The 18,717-nt window shown below is 32.5% G+C and carries 18 protein-coding genes and 1 pseudogene; 12 read left to right on the forward strand and 7 right to left on the reverse strand.

Going from position 1 to position 18,717, the window contains the following annotated elements; translation table 11 throughout:
* Positions 1-364 precede the first annotated feature (364 nt).
* Positions 365-2,197 (reverse strand): ABC transporter ATP-binding protein, encoded by a 1,833-nt coding sequence (locus F6K27_RS19430; protein WP_287276544.1) that lies wholly within the window; start codon positions 2,195-2,197, stop codon positions 365-367.
* Between the two features lie 330 nt (positions 2,198-2,527).
* Here F6K27_RS19430 and F6K27_RS19435 point away from each other — a divergent pair, with 330 nt between their 5' ends.
* The 3 genes from F6K27_RS19435 to rppA are packed head-to-tail and all read left to right on the forward strand — an operon-like array spanning position 2,528 to position 4,451.
* Complete coding sequence (locus F6K27_RS19435) at positions 2,528-3,046, forward strand: GNAT family N-acetyltransferase (RefSeq protein ID WP_287276543.1); 519 nt, start codon at positions 2,528-2,530, stop codon at positions 3,044-3,046.
* Between the two features lie 31 nt (positions 3,047-3,077).
* A complete protein-coding gene (locus F6K27_RS19440) occupies positions 3,078-3,731 on the forward strand; it encodes a glutathione S-transferase family protein (protein ID WP_287276542.1) in 654 nt (217 codons plus the stop codon).
* A gap of 24 nt (positions 3,732-3,755) precedes the next feature.
* Entirely contained in the window at positions 3,756-4,451 is a 696-nt protein-coding gene (gene rppA, locus F6K27_RS19445; RefSeq protein WP_287276541.1) for a two-component system response regulator RppA, read from the forward strand.
* A gap of 263 nt (positions 4,452-4,714) precedes the next feature.
* Here the strand turns inward: rppA and psb30 are convergent, their stop codons facing one another.
* A complete protein-coding gene (gene psb30 / locus F6K27_RS19450; RefSeq protein ID WP_124144053.1) occupies positions 4,715-4,846 on the reverse strand; it encodes a photosystem II reaction center protein Ycf12/Psb30 in 132 nt (43 codons plus the stop codon).
* 158 nt (positions 4,847-5,004) lie between these two features.
* Between psb30 and F6K27_RS19455 the strand changes: the two genes are divergently transcribed.
* The 4 genes and pseudogenes from F6K27_RS19455 to F6K27_RS19470 all read left to right on the forward strand — a co-directional run bounded on the left by F6K27_RS19455 (position 5,005) and on the right by F6K27_RS19470 (position 7,066).
* A complete protein-coding gene (locus F6K27_RS19455) occupies positions 5,005-5,373 on the forward strand; it encodes a YkgJ family cysteine cluster protein (RefSeq protein WP_287276540.1) in 369 nt (122 codons plus the stop codon).
* 205 nt (positions 5,374-5,578) lie between these two features.
* Positions 5,579-6,025, forward strand: coding sequence for a TMEM165/GDT1 family protein (locus F6K27_RS19460; protein ID WP_287276539.1), 447 nt, complete (start codon positions 5,579-5,581; stop codon positions 6,023-6,025).
* Positions 6,026-6,186: 161 nt separating this feature from the next.
* Entirely contained in the window at positions 6,187-6,486 is a 300-nt protein-coding gene (locus F6K27_RS19465) for a TMEM165/GDT1 family protein (protein WP_124144055.1), read from the forward strand.
* 62 nt (positions 6,487-6,548) lie between these two features.
* A pseudogene (locus tag F6K27_RS19470) lies at positions 6,549-7,066 on the forward strand (Uma2 family endonuclease).
* 107 nt (positions 7,067-7,173) lie between these two features.
* Here F6K27_RS19470 and F6K27_RS19475 read toward each other — a convergent pair.
* The 3 genes from F6K27_RS19475 to F6K27_RS19485 all read right to left on the reverse strand — a co-directional run bounded on the left by F6K27_RS19475 (position 7,174) and on the right by F6K27_RS19485 (position 11,893).
* On the reverse strand, positions 7,174-7,659 hold the full coding sequence (locus tag F6K27_RS19475; RefSeq protein ID WP_287276538.1) for a hypothetical protein: 486 nt from the start codon (positions 7,657-7,659) through the stop codon (positions 7,174-7,176).
* Positions 7,660-8,067: 408 nt separating this feature from the next.
* Positions 8,068-8,571 (reverse strand): DUF4149 domain-containing protein, encoded by a 504-nt coding sequence (locus tag F6K27_RS19480; RefSeq protein WP_124144056.1) that lies wholly within the window; start codon positions 8,569-8,571, stop codon positions 8,068-8,070.
* 1,540 nt (positions 8,572-10,111) lie between these two features.
* Entirely contained in the window at positions 10,112-11,893 is a 1,782-nt protein-coding gene (locus F6K27_RS19485; RefSeq protein WP_287284406.1) for a sodium:solute symporter, read from the reverse strand.
* A gap of 1,406 nt (positions 11,894-13,299) precedes the next feature.
* Here F6K27_RS19485 and F6K27_RS19490 point away from each other — a divergent pair.
* Together F6K27_RS19490 and F6K27_RS19495 are read left to right on the forward strand one after the other, a co-directional pair.
* Entirely contained in the window at positions 13,300-13,497 is a 198-nt protein-coding gene (locus tag F6K27_RS19490) for a hypothetical protein (protein ID WP_287276536.1), read from the forward strand.
* A 500-nt stretch (positions 13,498-13,997) separates the two neighbouring features.
* Positions 13,998-14,195, forward strand: a complete 198-nt coding sequence (locus tag F6K27_RS19495; RefSeq protein ID WP_287276535.1) for a hypothetical protein — start codon at positions 13,998-14,000, stop codon at positions 14,193-14,195.
* A gap of 107 nt (positions 14,196-14,302) precedes the next feature.
* Here F6K27_RS19495 and F6K27_RS19500 read toward each other — a convergent pair whose 3' ends face one another.
* Entirely contained in the window at positions 14,303-14,779 is a 477-nt protein-coding gene (locus F6K27_RS19500) for a TspO/MBR family protein (RefSeq protein ID WP_287276534.1), read from the reverse strand.
* Between the two features lie 510 nt (positions 14,780-15,289).
* Positions 15,290-15,970 carry a hypothetical protein gene (locus F6K27_RS19505; protein WP_287276533.1) on the reverse strand — a complete coding sequence of 227 codons (681 nt, stop codon included), beginning with the start codon at positions 15,968-15,970 and terminating at the stop codon, positions 15,290-15,292.
* A gap of 1,033 nt (positions 15,971-17,003) precedes the next feature.
* On the opposite strand from F6K27_RS19505, the gene F6K27_RS19510 reads away from it, so the two are divergent.
* From F6K27_RS19510 to F6K27_RS19520, 3 genes are all read left to right on the forward strand, one after another.
* Positions 17,004-17,342, forward strand: a complete 339-nt coding sequence (locus F6K27_RS19510; RefSeq protein WP_287276532.1) for a zinc ribbon domain-containing protein — start codon at positions 17,004-17,006, stop codon at positions 17,340-17,342.
* 490 nt (positions 17,343-17,832) lie between these two features.
* Positions 17,833-17,997: a hypothetical protein gene (locus F6K27_RS19515; protein ID WP_287276531.1), complete on the forward strand. Its 165-nt coding sequence runs from the start codon at positions 17,833-17,835 to the stop codon at positions 17,995-17,997.
* Positions 17,998-18,072: 75 nt separating this feature from the next.
* On the forward strand, positions 18,073-18,645 hold the full coding sequence (locus F6K27_RS19520) for an ion transporter (protein ID WP_287276559.1): 573 nt from the start codon (positions 18,073-18,075) through the stop codon (positions 18,643-18,645).
* Positions 18,646-18,717 lie beyond the last annotated feature (72 nt).

Raw genomic sequence — 18,717 nt, forward strand, 5'->3', positions numbered from 1 at the left:
TTTTAATTGGTAATAGATTTTGAAGAATATCGTAGGTTTTAGGTAGTAGGTAGGTCTAATTAAACGTTAAAAAAATTGTAGGGGCGGATTTTCACCTAAAACCTTGACTTATGGGTTATATAATAGACATCTGGTGAAAATAAACTTACCCTTTATTTAACATAAGCTAGAGTTGTAAAAGTCAGTTCCATAAATCATTTTTCGTACCTTTTTCCTAAAAATCTATTCCCTTTTGCTTTCCGGAGCTGTTGCCTGTTACCTGCTATGTGTAAAAAGTCTATATCTTTTTCACGCCTATGTCTAATCATTGCCTACCCCATCATATTGAGTGGATACTTTTCTATCTTTCTGAGAACTTCTCTAATTAAGTTCCTAACATTTGTAATTTATACAAACCAGCATAAAGACCTTCTTTCTGTAATAATTCTTCGTGAGTACCAGACTCAATTAACTCTCCTCGCTTCAACACAAAAACCCGGTTAACATTTCTAATAGTCGAAAGTCGGTGAGCAATAATGATAGCTGTTCTTTCTGCTAAAAGTTTTTCTAATGCTGATTGAATTAAAGCTTCTGTTACAACATCTAAACTAGCAGTTGCTTCGTCAAGTACCAAAATTCTTGGTTTACGAATAGCAGCACGAGCAAATGCTAATAACTGCTTTTGACCACCAGAAAGATTTGCTCCTCTTTCTCGTAGTTGAGTATTATATCCTTGGGGTAATTCTGCAATAAATTTATCTATATTTGTATTTTTTGCTGAGGTTTGAATCTCCTCTAATGAATAATCTTCTCCCAAAGTAATATTACTTTTCACATCTCCAGCAAATAAAAAACCATCTTGTAAAATTACGCCAATATGTTTTCGTAATTCTGCTTGAGGTAAGTCTTTAATATTAATTCCATCAACTAAAATTCTGCCTTTATTGACATCATATAAACGACAAAGTAAGCGAATTACAGAACTTTTTCCTGCCCCAGTAGGTCCAACCAAAGCAACCTTTTCTCCTGGTTTAATAGTAAAGTTGAGATTTTTCAGAACATATTCATTTGGTTTATAACCAAACCAGACATTCTCAAATCGAATTTCACCAATTTTAGAATTGTTAACTTGAAGAGTAGGTAATTTTTTAATTTCTCCTTCTGGGTCTAGAATTTCAACTTCTTCATTGAGAAGATTAATAATACGTTCCACCGCAGTTAAACCTGCTTGAATAGCTGTAAATTTTTCGGCAAATTGTCGCAGAGGATCGAATAAACGTTGAGCATATAAAATGAAAGAAGATAAAGTGCCAAAATCTATATTTTCTGCTAAAACAAATTGCCCTCCCAGGAATAATACTACAGCGATCGCAACTAAAGAAATCCATTCTAAAATACCAGAGATAGCTGAGTCATAAAAAATAGTTTTATCTAGTGCTTTTACATAATCGATATTATTAACTCTAAATAACTCCGAGTTAAATTTTTCTCGGCGAAATAATTGTACTACTCCTATACCAATTAAGTTTTCTTGTAATTGAGCATTTAAACCAGAAAGTTCATCTCTAGCTATATAATTAGCTTGCCTATATCTTTGCTGAAAATAGATAATAATTGCTGTTACTGGTAACATCATTAATATTAGAATTAAACCCAGTTGCCATTGCAAACTAAACATAGTAATAGCAATTATTAAAATCGAAAATAAATCGCTCACAATACCAATAGCACCTGTAGAAAATACATCTCCTAAAGCTTCAACATCACTGGTAAGACGAGTGATTAATTTTCCCACAGGGGTACTATCAAAAAATCTAACTCCTAAAGAAAGAACGTGCTTAAATAAGTCGTCTCTAATATCAGCAGTAATTTTTTGTCCGACTTTTTGTACTAAAAAACCTTGTAAAGATTGAAATATTAGTCGTATAATAATAGTCAACATTAATATAGACCCTAAAATATTCAATCCTTGAGATAATGATATTTGTTGGAGAAATGACCAGGTTTTTTCTCCTAAAATTAGAGAAATTGCCTGTCCGATTAATAGTGGTTGAATTGCCCCAGAAATTGATAATGGTAACAATAATATCAGTGAGGCAAATACTAATTTTTTGTGACGTAAACCATAGCCGATTATTCTTTTAATTAGTTGCCAGTCTGTTTCACTATTATTATTTCGCTCTTTGCTTCTATTGGTTTTCGGTGAGATGCTTCTCATAGATATTTTTTTGGTTAAACTCTAGGTATTCTGATGTTTTTATAAGGTAGCATATCAGCTAAACATTCACAATTGATATTGATGGCTAATAGTAATTTGATAAATATTTGCTACAAATAACTAGGTTATTTTTTAGGGGTCAGGAGTTAGATAGAGGAGCCGTCGGATTGGCGACGTACAGGAGTCAGAATAAATAACTTTAATACAATTTATTAGGTCATAATTTATCTTTTTAGTCTAAGAGATATCTCCTGCACGTGTCTTTTAAATGCCCTGATTATTCGTAACATTCTTTTTTTACGCTTGGTATAATAAATAATTCTAATTATCATGGCTGAAATTGAAACAGAAAGATTAAAATTAAGACAATTTATCCTTGATGATTTGGATGAATTATACAATTTGTATCATAATCCAAAGGTAATGAAGTATGTAGGAAAAGGCATCCTCACTAAGCCAGAAACAGAAGCAAGAATATTAAGTATAATTGAGAGTTGGAATCAAAATAATTTTGGAATGTGGGCTGTAGTTCATAAAAGAGATAATAAAATAATTGGTCGTTGCGGACTTTGTTTTCTAGACAATACTCCAGAAATTGAGCTTGGCTATTTATTAAATCCTGCATATTGGTATCGAGGATTAGCAACAGAAGCAGCAAAAGCAAGTTTAAGATATGGATTTGAAGAGTTAAAGTTAGAGAAAATTGTAGCAGTAGCTCAACCCAAAAATATTGCCTCCCGACGAGTCATGGAAAAAGTAGGAATGAAATACGAAAAAGAGGCTAATTATTATCAGACTAACGTGATATACTATACTATCTTAAGCAAAGAATATCAGCCTAATAGTTAATTGTATGTTGTACTTATAAAATCTTGAAAAAATGATGAGTAAATTGACTCTAGTTATCGGTAATAAAAACTATTCTTCTTGGTCATTACGAGCGTGGTTAACTATGAAACAAGCAGGAGTGAAATTTACTGAAATTAAAATTCCTCTAGATACACATATTACCCACCAAGAAATTTTAAAATATTCTCCTACTGGTCTAGTACCAGTTTTGTTAGACGGGGATATTAAGGTATGGGAATCTCTTACAATTTGTGAGTATGTAGCGGAGAAATTTGCCAATTTTTTGTGGCCTAAAGACCGCGAAGCACGAGCAGTAGCACGAGCAATTAGTGCCGAGATGCACGCAGGGTTCCCAAATTTACGCAAATATATGCCCATGGATTGTCGAGGTCGTTATCCAGAGGTAGGCATAATTCCGGAGGTGAGACCTGAAATTGAGAGGATCGGCAAAATGTGGCGAGAGTGTCGCGAAAAATTTGGAGCAGAAGGTGATATGTTGTTTGGTCAGTTTACAATTGCTGATGCTATGTATGCTCCGGTTGTCTCTCGCTTTGCCACTTATAAAGTGAAACTCGAACCAGTGGCACAAACTTATGCTGAAGCAGTTTGGGCATTAGCTGATATGCAAGAATGGTTAGCAGCAGCAGAAGTTGAGTCAGAAACTATTTTTGATTCAAAATTTTAACTGACGATCTTTTAAATTCATCAAATGCAAATTCTTTTAGTGGATGATGAACCGGAGTTAACTTCTCCTCTAAGTCGTGCTTTGAATCGAGAGGGGTATAGTGTTGATGTTGCCGATAATGGAAAAATTGGTAGTCAGATGGCAAGTCAGGGTAACTATGATTTGCTGATTTTAGATTGGATGTTACCTCACAAAACAGGATTGGAAATTTGCCAGGAGTTACGCTCGCGCCACGACTATACACCTGTTTTATTTCTTACTGCCAAAGATACAGTAGACGATCGCGTTGCTGGATTAGATGCTGGAGCAGATGATTATTTAGTTAAACCTTTTGAGTTGCGAGAGTTATTAGCAAGAGTTCGGGCATTATTACGTCGTCCCCAAAACATTGAAACAAGCACAACTGAGCAACATTTACAAGTAGCAAATTTAGAGCTAGACATAGAAAATCAAGTAGCTTATCGCGGTGGACAGATAATTAATTTATCAGAAAAAGAATGTAAATTGCTGGCATATTTTATGACCTACCCCGGTCAACTTCTAACTCATCGGCAAATCTATGAATATTTGTGGGGAGAAGGAGAAAAACCAAGCAGTAACGTTTTAGCAGCACAAGTACGTTTATTGCGACGAAAAATAGAAGTAAATGGAGAGTTGCCACTCATTTATACTGTTTATCGAAAAGGTTATCGATTTGGAGAAAGTAATTACGATCACTGATCGCCGAATAATTGATAATTTCAGGTTTGAGACCTCTACTTTTAAGAAGAAAAATCATTCTTATCTCCTTTTGATCAATCTTCTGATTAAAAAGAAGAGGTAATTGTTAATGATGAATTGTTAACTGTTAATTTTTGAACTAGCATCATCTTGGGATGATTTTGTGCATCTGCATCTGGACTGTCAGCTTACATCTCCATCGCATCTGTCTCCATCATCCCTCTGAATAACGCCTTTGAATCAAACCAAAGTAAGCAAATAACTTACAAATCGCCTCCCCGAAGTGCCAGTAGCACAATAACTACAGGGCCAGCAATGACAACCATGGCCAACATTGTTAACTGGGCAATAGTTTCAAAGTTAATGTTGCTGAACAAATCAGTTAAAAACCCCATATTTCCCCTAAAAATAAATCAAATATATACTGAGCTGAAAAACCGTTTTTTATTCTACCAAGCTATCGCTACTTTAATTTAAGATACTTTACAAAACTCAATAATTTAGTCTGCTACAATCAGAAGGCCGTTAATAAATAACTATTGGCTAAAAAAAAATGGCTAGTTGGCGTTGTATAAAAAATTGTGGTGCTTGTTGTTACTTAGACCCAACAGAGCGTCCAGAATTAGAAGAATATTTATCTACAGAAGAGCTAAAGCATTATATGAGTTTAGTAGGAGCAGATGGATGGTGTATTAATTACGATAGTTTAACGCGAGAATGCCGTATTTACCCCGAAAGGCCCCATTTTTGTCGAGTCCAACCAGATACCTTTAGAGAATTGTACGGTATTGAACCAGAAGAACTTAATGAATTTGCCATTGACTGTTGTCAGCAGCACATTGGAGATATGTACGGCGATCGTAGTCTAGAAATGTTGCGCTTTAATCATGCAGTGGGTATTAATTCAGGTTTTCAGAGATAACGAACTCAGAACTCAGAAGTCAGAAGTTGTTTTTGTCAGGAGAATTTGAGCAACTCTCCAAAAACATTTTGCCTTAAAAGACGGGGTTGGGCAACCCAATTATTTTGATAAGTAGAGTAGAGTAGTTGACAGTAACATAATTATCTGAAACAATAAATAAAATTTAAAAAATCTACATATACTCAGTAATTTAGTAAATTAGCCTGTGAAATCTTTTAGTGAAAATACACCTCAACCTAAAATAAATTTAGAACAAAAAGAATTTTCTGAGGGCTTACCTTTACAAGTTAGCTCAGAAACGGGTGAACTTTTACCCCCCAAAAATTCTCAATCAGAACAACAAGAAACGAAAGTAGAAAAAACAGGAGCATGGAAAGTATTTGCTTCTACTTTTGTCACAATATTTTTAGCAGAAATTGGCGATAAGACTCAGATTACTACTCTGTTAATGACTGCCGAATCTCAATCTCCTTGGATAGTATTTTTAGGTGCAGGTAGCGCATTAGTAACTACAAGTTTGTTAGGGGTTTTGTTGGGAAAATGGTTAGCCAGTCGCCTCTCTCCTAAAACTATAGAAAGATCGGCAGGAATGATTTTATTACTAATATCTTTAACTTTAATAGTAGAGGCATTTTATAAAAATTTTTCCTAAGCATTTCCTGCAGAATGCAGCAAAAACAGCTATTAGCGGTCAGATATCAGCTTTTATTAGTTTAACTTCTACTACATTTTAAACCAAAGAATTGTATTTGATTAAAAAATTATTCTTTCTTCTTGATTTATTACTTTTTAATTTCTTCCTTCTTAACTACTATGGATTGGCAACTTTTAAGCTTAAGTTTTATCGCAGTTTTTTTATCTGAATTAGGAGATAAAAGTCAATTAGCAGCGATCGCCCTCGGTGGGTCTTCAAAATTTCCCCAGGCAGTATTTTTTGGTACTGCAACTGCTCTATTATTAACTAGCTTTTTAGGAGTTTTAGTAGGGGAAGGAGTAGCAGAAATTTTACCAACAAATATAGTAAAAATTACGGCTGCAACTGGATTTGCATTTATGGGTATTCGTCTTTTATTCTCTGGTGAAGAGGAAGTAGAAGAATCTGAAAATAATTGAGATTGAAAAAATCCCCATTTTCTAGAATATTTGAGAAAGCACTGTATGGAGTAAAAATAATTATGCTAACCTCTGTTGATTCACCCAAACAAATTACTCTCGAAGAATTTTTACAATTGCCATAAACAAAACCAGCAAGCGGATATATTAACAATAAAATTTATCAAAAACCAATGCCGCAAGGAGAGCATAGTAGAATTCAAACCTGTCTATCATCAGCAATTAATCAAGCAGGTGAACCACAAAAGTTAGCAATGGCATTGCCAGAATTAAGATGTACTTTTAACGGAGGTTCCATAGTTCCAGATATTTCAGTTTTTGCATGGCATGGCAACGTATTCCGAGAAAACCCAATGGTAGAATCGAAAATAGATTTGAAATAGCACCAGATTGGGTAATAGAAATTCTCTCGCCAGACCAAGGTGCTAATCAATTAATTAATAAAATTCTTTTCTGTCTAAATAATGGTACTCAGTTGGGTTGATTAATAGATTCTGAAGATGAATCTGTACTAATTTTTCAACCTAACCAGCAACCAGAAGTTAGATATGATTCTGATAATTTACCCATCCTCAATTGATTAACAGATTGGCAATTATCTATTGCAGATTTATTTGGTTGGTTATATTAGATTTACGGAGTAGGGAATAGGGAGTAGGGAGTAGGGAGTAGCTGAATGCTTAAATACTAACTAACAAAACTGGTTAATATTCCTAAAATTTGCGGTAAGTTTTTGATAGAATATTCCTCTAAATCTAATACTAGAGTTTGAGCTTCTAATTCTAAAAATTGCCAAGCTATTCCTGTGGTAATAGCTCCATAAATTTTGCGAATATCATTCCCTTTATTTTGATTAAAAATCTGGGCAGCAACCATTTCGGCAATACATTTATCAAAGCCAGATTTAATATTATCATTCTTAGCTTCTACAAGAGTAACTATTGGTGCTTGAATTATCATTTGTAATGTGGAACGACTAATAATAAAATCGCAAAAACCATTTAACTCTAGCTCTGGATTAACATTAAATTCGATGCCAGAAAATAAGCCTATTTGATTATTAGATATTTTTTTACTTCTGCTAATACTGGAGCAATAATAAATTCTGTTTGCGGAGCATTCCGTCAGGAAACGAGCTTTTTCCGAAGGGTTCGCGCTAGCGTTGCGGAGCAAATCGCCACTGCTAATGGTAGATAATATTCTAAAGCTTCTTGAAGAAATTGACTGGGAATAACATCTGGTAATTTATTAAATTTACCCAAGTTTTCGACCAGCTGAAGATTAAAATTAGTGAGAACTTCCTCTAAGGTAAATTTACTGTAAGGCATGAGTTTCTTTAGAGGTCATTTTCAGTTATCAGTTAGTCAGTTAAGGGTGGGCAAATATTAAATTAATTGAGATTAATTTTATCTCAACCAAAATGCACCTACCCTACTTTCTTCACCTACAACATTGTTATAGCGTTTATCTGGCTAGTGAAGTAGTTTTTTCTTTCTTCCCTGTTGCCTGTTCCCTGTTGCCTGTTGCCTGTTGCCTAAAGCAAACGAATTTTGTACCTCACGCTTTTTGGGAATTGCTATATTAGTTTTTTTGTTGATAACACCAACCAAGTAAAGTACCGCCAACAACTAATTTAATTACTTCTAATAACCAGTAACCGCCGTGCATTTGATTCATGGTCACAGGAACTTCTTTAACTGACTCAAACAGATTTAGATTTATACCCAAAGCACTCATTTGAGGAGTTAAACCGTAAGTATCAATTAAAGCGATCGCCAACAATGCTATAGAAAATATAATTGCTGTTTTAGTATTTTTAATTAAATTATTTGGTGTGGCACTTAATACTAATAAACCTGTTAAACCCAAGCTTGCACAAATTAATTCAAGTCGGTTAAACAACGAAAACATTATTGAACCTGCTGCTGTAAAATCTGATGTATTCATCATGCCAGAAGCATACATACTAGGCATAATTACCACGTCTAAAATTATGCAGGCACTTAACCAGAAACCTAAAGTTAAACAAACTATTGTTTGCCAACGTTTTTGATTAGATTCCAGATTTGAAGAAATAGTTGCCATATATTTTTACCTATTTAGAGTTATATATGAATTAGTTATCTTCAGCTTAACTAAAATTCGCCTCAATTAGTATTAAGTATTTTTACAATCTGATTTTGATAAGAAATGTAAAAATAACTAAAAATTCCCAAACAAAAAATCTAAGTTATAGCACTACGCAAATAGGGCGCGGACATTTATAAATGCTAAAACTCACTCAGGGATTATTTTTGACTTTTTACTTTTGACTTTTAACTTGCGCGTAGCGCTGTAGTAATTAAGTTGGTGGGCATAAATAGACGTTTCCGTTTGTCATGCTGCGCAAAAAAACAAAGAGTCTGAAAATGAAGCCAGAAGGCAGTTTTCAACCTAATTTTCAAAGTTTTGAATTTCTCTGGTTATTTTACGGATAATTAAACCGATCTACTTAGTAATTGGCACACTTTTCAAATAACTTGATACTAATTTAATATTGGGTTGCATAGAATTAAGGTTTCAAGAATAAATAATTGACTTTAGATCGAGGTTGATAACTTATAGAAGTTGATAATTTTGTGGAGTTTCACATAAAATTGGTATTACTATTTTAGAAATAAATTTCAAAACTTGAGGCGAATTTAGGTAGATAAAGTTTTCCTAATTTGAGTATTAAAAATCTCAAATTATTTCAACTAGGGAATAGATATTAAGGAATTATTTTCACCTCAATTTTATCCCTAATACCAATTATATCAACGTTTTTTACAAATAGTAGAAGTAATAAATAAGGAATAAACAATAAGCAAGAAGGAAGGAGAAATAAATATTGAAAAAAAAGATAAAACGATAGAAATTACCATATAAAATGAACTGAATAAGCTATTTTTCAGCATATCCGATCAAGATGCAATTTTTAATGTTCAGTTATGGCAAATTTAAATTGTGAATATATAGTCATTTATTTTAAGAATAAAACACTTTTTCGGCTGAAATTCTTTACAAGGCAAGAAACCTTTTTCTCAATCTAAGCTGAAATAACTATATAGCAATTCCCAAAAAGCGTGAGGTATAGCGCTGTGTGCAGGCAACAGGTAACAGGCAACAGGCAACAGGGGGAATAAATTGCCGATAATATAAGACTTTTAGCTATTTGGCCCTTCCTGCAATTTGTAAATATACCAGCGCTCATTGCTATACAAAATTTTAGGTTTGAGGGAACAAGGAACAGGGAACAGGGAATAAAAAGGTAAGCATTCAGCTATTAGCAGTCAGCTATCAGCAATTATTCATTATTAATTGCTTCTCAGGTTTGGTCCGGAGATTTTGAAAGTAACTTTTTATTCAAACTCAATTTCAAAGGTTGCTTTTACCTTTCCCAACATTAATAGCTGAATAGCTGATAGCTAATAGCTGACAGCTGAATGCTTACATAAAAAGACAAAAAGATAACTGTACCTCACGACCTTGGGAAACCCTATATAAGCTTAAAACATCTGTATATTCCCTATTTATTTCCAGAACGGATGTTCCTTTCATCCATTATCTTAAATTATTTTCAAAATCAAAGCATATTAGCTTAAGTCTATATTTTCTCCAAATACTTAAACCAAGTAAAATACAATCCAATCGACAATAAAATAAATATTAATAATAAAATACCAAAATTATCCCACTGCTTCATCATCAACATCATTCCCATCAAAAATAAAACCAACTGCCAAGGAATAGCAATCAAAGTTGCCATAATATCTCGTTTATTTTCTGCCTGAATTTTTGCCTGAATATTAGTTGGTAATTTTTTCCTCACTACTTCCCAAAAGCCAAAAGGTCTGGTAACCCGATAAAAATTATCAATCGTTTCTAAGTTAGTTGCTGGTGTAAAAAATGTCCCCAAAATACATCCTAAAAAAGAACAAATACTCGGCACCAAAAATAAAATATATTCCTGAATTTGAGAATTATTCACCACAGGTAAAATTACCCCTTTTGTCAAAATAGCTGCAACCAAACCCGCTCCAGTACCAATGGCAAACCCATAACCATTAAATCTCCACCAATACCATCTCAATACTAAAGGAATAAACAACCCAGTTCCTAAGCCTAAAGTTAACCATCCCCAGATATCATTAATATTCGTAATATTAAAACTAAACATTAACCCTAAACCAACAATGACAATAGATGCTAAACGACCTTGATTAACTAATTGTTGATTAGAAGCTTCAGGTTTAAGATAAGCTTGATAAATATCCTTGACCCAATATGCAGCACTAGAATTAATAATAGAATCAAAAGTTGACATTGCTGCTGCAATAAAACAGGCAATTAATAAACCCTTAATACCTACCGGAATATATTCAGCAATTACAGTAGGTAAAACTAATTCAGGGTCAGAAATTACCTGATTTTTTAGACCATAATCTATTCCTAATACTGCAAAAGCTGTAACTAGAGGCCATCGAAATGATAATAAGAAAATCCAGAATAAAGAAAGTAACCCAGCCTCACGATCGCTCTTCGCGGCAAAGTAACGTTGAGCTACATAACCACCCCCACCAGCAGCACCTTCGAGAAATACTTTAAAAGTATAAAACAACATCACTCCACCAAACAAATTAAAAATACTATAATCCCCTGGCAAATCAATAGTTATTGGTGGGGTAAGACTACTCCATTCTGCTAAATTCCATGTTTGTAATTGTTCTGTACCAGGAATGGAAATTGAAAAAGTCTCTGGTAGATTTACAGTTTGAAAAGCCATAAAACAGATATATAAAACTGCCACAAAAATCAAGACTCCTTGAAAAATATCTGTCAAAACTACTCCATAAAAACCACTAATAGCAGTATAAATTAAAGCTAATAAAATGAGTAAAACTCCAGCAAATCTATCATCAATTTCCAAAAAAATTCCTAAAAATTTGCCACCTCCAACGGCAAAATAACTAATAGAAGCAATAGCAAAAATAATATTAGCAACTGCACTAATAATTCTGGCAATATTTCCTTCTCGACCCATACCAAAACGTAACTGCATCCATTCAGCAACAGTCATTACTTGAGCGCGACGATTCCACTTTCCAATAAATGTCATTAAACAGGCTAGATATAATACTATTCCACCCCTAATTTCAATAAAAAATCCCTTAGTTCCCAAGGCATAAACTAAAGCAGTTAATATCATAGTACCTGCAAGGTCAGTATTAGAAGCCATACCAGAAGCACCCAAAACCCACCAAGGCAAATTCCGATTTCCGAGAAAGTAAGATTCTATTCCTGTCGAAGCTTTTTTTTGTAGAAAAACCCCAAAAACCATAATAAATACTAAGTAAATTATTACAACTATATAATCAATTATTTCCATAAAAGTAAATCTATAAATCAATTATCATTGATAATTTTATATCAAAGATAGCATTATAGCAATTATGAGATTGTCCGATCATTATTATGAGAAAGTTGACACAATAAAATATCTGTTGATTATGTTTTTTAATTAGAGTTAGTAGGTCGTATCTTCAACATAGATTATAGTTCGGGAATAGTTTTAATTGATGCAGGTTATGGCAATAACACAACTTTTCTGAAAATACTCGAAGAAAGGAAATTAAAATATCTAGGATAAATCACAAAAAACAAAAAAGCAGTAGTTAAATAAGAAGTAAAAATTAGAATAGATAAACCTCTTCAATAATTGATAATTGATAATTGATGGAGTAGGGAGTAGGAAGTAGGGAGTAGGGGGAAATAATTGATAATTTATCTGGGATAATTGATTTTATTTTTTATTACTGGAGATGTCTAATTATTTTCTAGTTATGAAACAGATGTATAGCATAGGAAGCAGATGTTTTAAGAACACTATTGTGGAGCAACTCTTGTTTAAAACTCCAACATAACCCCAATTAATTGTAGATAATTGGCGTGAAAAAGGGTTTTCTGACGGAATGCTCGGGAAACAGCAATTCAGCAGTCAACATTGAGCTTAAATTTATACTGAAACTGAGATAAATTCCCTTTTAAATAGTCTTTACATCCAAGTTTATAGCTGAAAACTTTTAGTTCATATCTAGTTAAATTGCCAATAAGACTGAATCTAAAACCTAGCATCTACTACCTACAACTTTCTTAAAAATGAAAATATTTATGACGATAATAATCAGAATAAAATATTTAACGATCGCCTCTGTTTATACCATATTTAGTTAGAGCAAATAATCAAAAATTTTCTGATTTTCCTGTCACATTATCTCCGGTAGCATCGGTATTGTATCGCTAAAGTAAGGAAGAAGGAAGAGGGAAGAGGATGGAAAGCTATTGAGCAAGAAAAAACTTAAATTTCCTGTAAATATTCACCCTTGGGTTTACACAAACGATACCAATGGACATCATATTAAAAGAGATATTACCGTTATCTATCCAATTATTTACTTATGATTTTTACTCAAAAAATTCCTCGGATAATTTAGCCTTGATTTTATTCCTTTAATTTAGCCTTGATTTTATTCCTTCATTCCTTGGCGATCACTACAAATAAAATCAACAAATTTCATCCTTCCCAGGGAAGGCCAAAAAATCACCATTACCATCATCATAACTATTAAATACTCCCCACTAAATTCAAGAAATTCAACTATCCTTGCTGAAAAAAAAAGAGAATTAACTCCAAATATTTTTGTTCTTTTCTCTCCTGGATGGATAGAGACTTGAAATTTTAATTATTCCGTAATTTATTTCTTTATTTAGTCAAAACAAATCATCAAACATTTTATGATTTTTCTGTCAAAAAATATATTACCGTTATCTATCCAATTACTTACTTATGATTTTTACTCAAAAAATTACTCCGATAATTTAGCCTTGATTTTATTCCTCAATTCCTTGGCGATCGCTACCAGTAAAATCAACAAATTTCATCCTACCCAGGGAAGGTCAAAAAATCACCATCACAATCATCATAACTATTAAATACTCCCCAGTAAATTCAAGAAATTCAACTATCCTTGCTGAAAAAAAAAAGAGAATTCACCCCAAATATTTTTGTTCTTTTCTCTCCTGGATGGATAGAGACTTGAAATTTTAATTATTCAGTAATTTCTTTCGTCATTTAGTCAAAACAAATCATCAAACATTTTATGATTTTTCTGTCAAAACAGATATTACCGTTATCTATCCAATTACTTACTTATGATTTTTACTCAAAAAATTACTCGGATAATTTAGCCTTGATTTTATTCCTTTAATTTAGCCTTGATTTTATTCCTTCATTCTTGAGCGATCGCTACAAATAAAATGAACAAATTGCATCCTACCTAGCTAAGGCCAAAAAATCACCATTACCATCATCATAACTATTAAATACTCCCCACTAAATTCAAGAAATTCAACTACCCTTGCTGAAAAAAAAAGAGAATTCACCCCAAATATTTTTGTTCTTTATTTAGTCAAAACAAATCATCAAACATTTTATGATTTTTCTGTCAAAAAATATATTACCGTTATCTATCCAATTACTTACTTATGATTTTTACTCAAAAAATTCCTCCGATAATTTAGCCTTGATTTTATTCCTTCATTCCTTGGCGATCGCTACCAACAAAATGAACAAATTTAATCCTATCCAGGCAAGGTCAAAAAATCACCATCACCATCATCATAACTATTAAATACTCCCCACTAACTTCAATAAATTCAGCAATAAATAAATAGTAGTTAAAAATTTAAGTCCAGCAAAGTTTCCCGTAATTGATATAACACTAAAAATTAGTTACTCTTACTGATTTTCAGAATTAATACGATTCATTTCCCAAGTAGTATAAGTACCAATTGGACTCCAAAATATATAAGGTAATAATAATATTCCAGCCCAACTATTAATTTGCCAGACAGTCAAAATTACTATCAGACTTAATACAAAACCCGTTCCTCCAATAATTGTTCCTACCTTCAAATTTTGCATCCAAAACATCACAGGTGTATAGGCTATTGTCACAATTTCTAACAATAAATATAATGCCATTAATAACCAAGTTTTTTTAGTTCCTGGATCCTGTTCCCAGATAATATATGCAGACCAAGCACCACAAATAAAAATTATCGTCCAAATGATAGGAATTGCTCTTTCAAAAGTTAACCAATCAGGTCGTTGTAGATGTCTAAACCATTGGATACCTCTAGACGGCGTAAAAATACTACTACTGAATGCTATTAAGAAAGTAACCGCACCAATTATCATCCAAGATTTAATCATTTTTTTTATAGTTTATAATTCATAGCAATACAAAAAAAATTATAAGTATCTAGCTAGTTATAGTTTTTCTATTTTAACCTTCATATTTTACTAAAGTTTGGGAGTCCTAACCAAGGAAGCATTAAGCCAGAGTCTAACCTTTTATCTAATCAATTACTATTTTTAGGAATCCTAAATCATTCATAGTAATTTGATTGTTCTCAGTTCCCTCAAAGTCTACAATATTTCACAAATTGAAGAATATTGCTATCTTCAATAAGATTGCTATCTTGATCAGAATAACACTCTATTCGTAACCGCTCAATAATCCGGGGTAAATCCGTAAATGGCAAGCCTCAAATGGCGTAAAATAGTTCCTAAACTGGTAGTCCGCCCCCATTTATTGAGCGGATACCTCTATTCCTACTATTTATGAGGAGTATTAGGTTTAACAAAAGATTCAATCTAACCTCAAAAAAACCTGATGTAAAACCCATCCCAATAAAAGTAAACTAGTGCTAAACAAATTAACTAACCAAGTCGATGATTTTGTTCTAGTTCAATACTAGATTCATCCTCATTATCTTTAGGAACAAGAAAATTACCATTTTGAGGCTGTAAAACAGCTTTAATTGTTTTCAGAAAACGATTTGATGAAACTTTACCATTAAGTCTTTGACGCTCTTTTACCTTCTTAATAAGATGTCGCATTACAGATACATCTAATTCATCTATAAAATGGTCAGCTATTTTTTCTCCCATTAAATCAATTGCTTCAGAATACTGCTTTTTTAACATCTCTATGGCTGCATACTCTTCATTATTAATTTCCTCTGAAGTCTTATTTATTGCATCATAATCATTACAAACAAAATTTTCTGTTCCTTGATGTTTTTTTGCCGAATTACTTACATTTGTATAAATATTATTTTCCATCATATTTTCACCATTTTCCTGAGTAAATTTTTGTGTTGGAATTTGACGACGATCTATAAAACTTTGATAATCGATAATACTCATGCCAAGATTATAAATATGATGATGTACATGATCTATTAGATCCACTTCATCTGGATTGTAGTAACCACGATTATTGTCAATACCATGTAATTGCGCCCAACGTTTTAGAGTTATTTCATCGTCTAAATTGTATCTCTCTAACATTTGACTGGTAGTTAGCTCGCTTTGTGGTGTTACTTTAAAATCACTCATTAATTAATTCTCCTTAACATTATTTGATTCCTGTATATTATAGATTTTATATTAGCATCAAATATCGATTTCAACTATCATAGCTGGATTGCCACAAAAAAAATAAATTAGTTTGATAGCACTTTATAAATACTCTTGAAAATAATAATTAAGCTTAATTAATTTACCAGATTAATCTTAGACAAAAAGTATAGAACCTCACATCTATGACTAAGGAAGAAGTAAAAGGGAAGTAAGAAGAAGTAATAAAAAAATTTTGAATAAGGCAGAAGGCAGGAGGGAAAATTAGACCAGGATATCTTCTAAATGTCACTTCGTATCTTATAACCCCAACCAATTTTAAGAGCTGATTTATCAAGTAAATATTAAGAGGCTGAATTCCTTGCAATACAAAGGTTTTTGGAGTTATAGCCCAATAATACCTAAATCCCTGAGAGTTAAATTACATAAGGGTTTTAGCTAAGTTTACAAATCAGCTCTAAGCACCCCCCTTTCAACAATTAATAATTAATTATTAATTATTAATTATTAACAATTACCTCTCCTTGAAAAGAATAGCATTGACGCGGTAGGGAAAATTTTTTCTTCTCTTGGTCGATTGGATATGGCGAGGTTTCCTCGCCATCCCACCCTACGGGAAGCTACGCTAACGACCGCTTTTTCTCCTTTAAAGAAGAGGCTTTAAATCTTAATTATTCCGCAAGGCAAGGTATTAAACCCATGATAGAAAAGATAAAAGAAGAAAAAGCAATCGAAATAGGTTGCTTATAGGATTAGATAAGTTCTTTTTATGCCTAATTTTCAGCCTTTTTTTTGTAGGATTCTTTTTTTAAATTGATATAACATATAGATAGTGTTTATAGATGAGTTGTAGATATTAGGCTATAATTTATTCCTACTAAAAACTCTCTTGATTCACGGTCACTATTCTTCATAATCTCTCAAAAAATTAATTTTCTGTTTATAACATCTGGAAACACTTTAACATCATCTATAATTAAAAACTAAGCCTTTTACTGCAATAACTATTACTATGCCTGTATACGATTATTTTTGTTCAACTAATCAGCAAAAACTAGAAGTTTGGCACAGTATAAATGAAAATATTACTACTTGGGGCCAGTTATGTAAATTAGCTAAATGCGACCTTGGTGACACCCCAGAAGACACTCCTGTTAAACGTATGATTAGTGCCCCTAGAATAATAGTAGAAACAGGCATCAGCGATTTAAAAAGTCAAGGATTTAGTAAATTAGTAAAAAGAGACCAAGGAATCTATGAAAATATCACAGCAACAGGCGATGAAAGTCGCATAGTAAATATCAACGACCATAGTACCTATCCAAATTTTAAGCAAAAACTAGGAGACTAAATATCACAAAAAGCTTTCTAATTTTTACTCCAATAATTTTCTCCAAAAATAAAAATTATAAAATCAAAATCATGGTTTATTACATCAACAATCTACTGCTGTTATAAAAATTTTGATGGTTGCTTAATATTCATATATAGCAATTCCCAAGAACCGTGAAATACAAAATTCGCTTGTTTCAGGCAGTAATGAGTATTAATGCGGGAAACAGGGAATAACGATGCGACCCCGCGTCGGAGACAGACCACAGGGAATGCGCATCAAGACAGAAAAGAAGAAAAACAACAGTATCTCAGTAACTTGATAAGCACTATATATAGTCGAATAATGTATTAATAAGTAGAATATATTAACAAGTGTTTTTTTCTATATTAAACATCTCCAAAAATCAAAAATAAAATCAATTCTCACACAGCAATTATCAATTATTTCCCCCTACTGCCTACTGCCTACTCCCTCCTCCCTCTTTTCTGGAGATGTCTATTGATTTATGACTAATTCAAATTCTAGTCTTTTATTCCTATTAAAAAAACACAATTTCCAGCCTTATCTACAACGTTTTTTGCAACTACCAATAGTCAATATTACTATTGGTATCATCATAATTTTGTCCGTTATATTAACCATAGTAGAATTATCTATACCTGAAAAATAACCCTATCTATTAATATGTAATACATTTAGTAAAATATTCACTATATTATTTGTTATAGAATTAAGCTTCCGGTTTATAGTTGCCCCTAATAAAAAAGTTTATTTTCAAGAATACTGGTTAGATATAATAGCTATATTACCATTACTAAGAGTCTTCAGATCGATTAGAGCTTTACAACTATTACGCTTACTAAGAATACTCAGGTTACCTGGTTTTTTCAACCGTTATGCCAGCTCCTTTCTTTATATCTTACAAAGAGGAATTAAAGAATACCTAATCGTTGTTGGACTACTGCTACGAACTATTATGTTTGGTAGTGTTGCTATCCTAGTATTTGAAAGTAGTAGTAACCCAGACTTCACTTCCTTAGAAGAAAGATTTTGGTTTAGTGTTTATTCTCTATTTGCTGTCGAACCAATTCCGGCTTCACCATCCTCATTAGGAGGAAAAATAGTTGCAGTGTTTGTCATGTTTATGAATGTTACTATCTTTGCTATGTTGACTGGAAAAGTATCAGCATTTATGGTAGATAAAATCCGTAGAGAGGATGATATTGTGGACTGGGGAAGCTTTAGTAATCATACAATTATTTGTGGTTGGAATCGCAAAGCTGAGATTATAGTGAGAGAATTTAAAGCTGCTGGTTAAAGCAAAGGAATACCAATTATTGTAATAGCTGAATTTAATGATGAACCTAATTTTATTGCCCCAGATTTAAAA

Source organism: Okeania sp. SIO2F5 (assembly GCF_010692685.1).
Classification (GTDB): Bacteria; Cyanobacteriota; Cyanobacteriia; order Cyanobacteriales; family Microcoleaceae; genus Okeania; species Okeania hirsuta.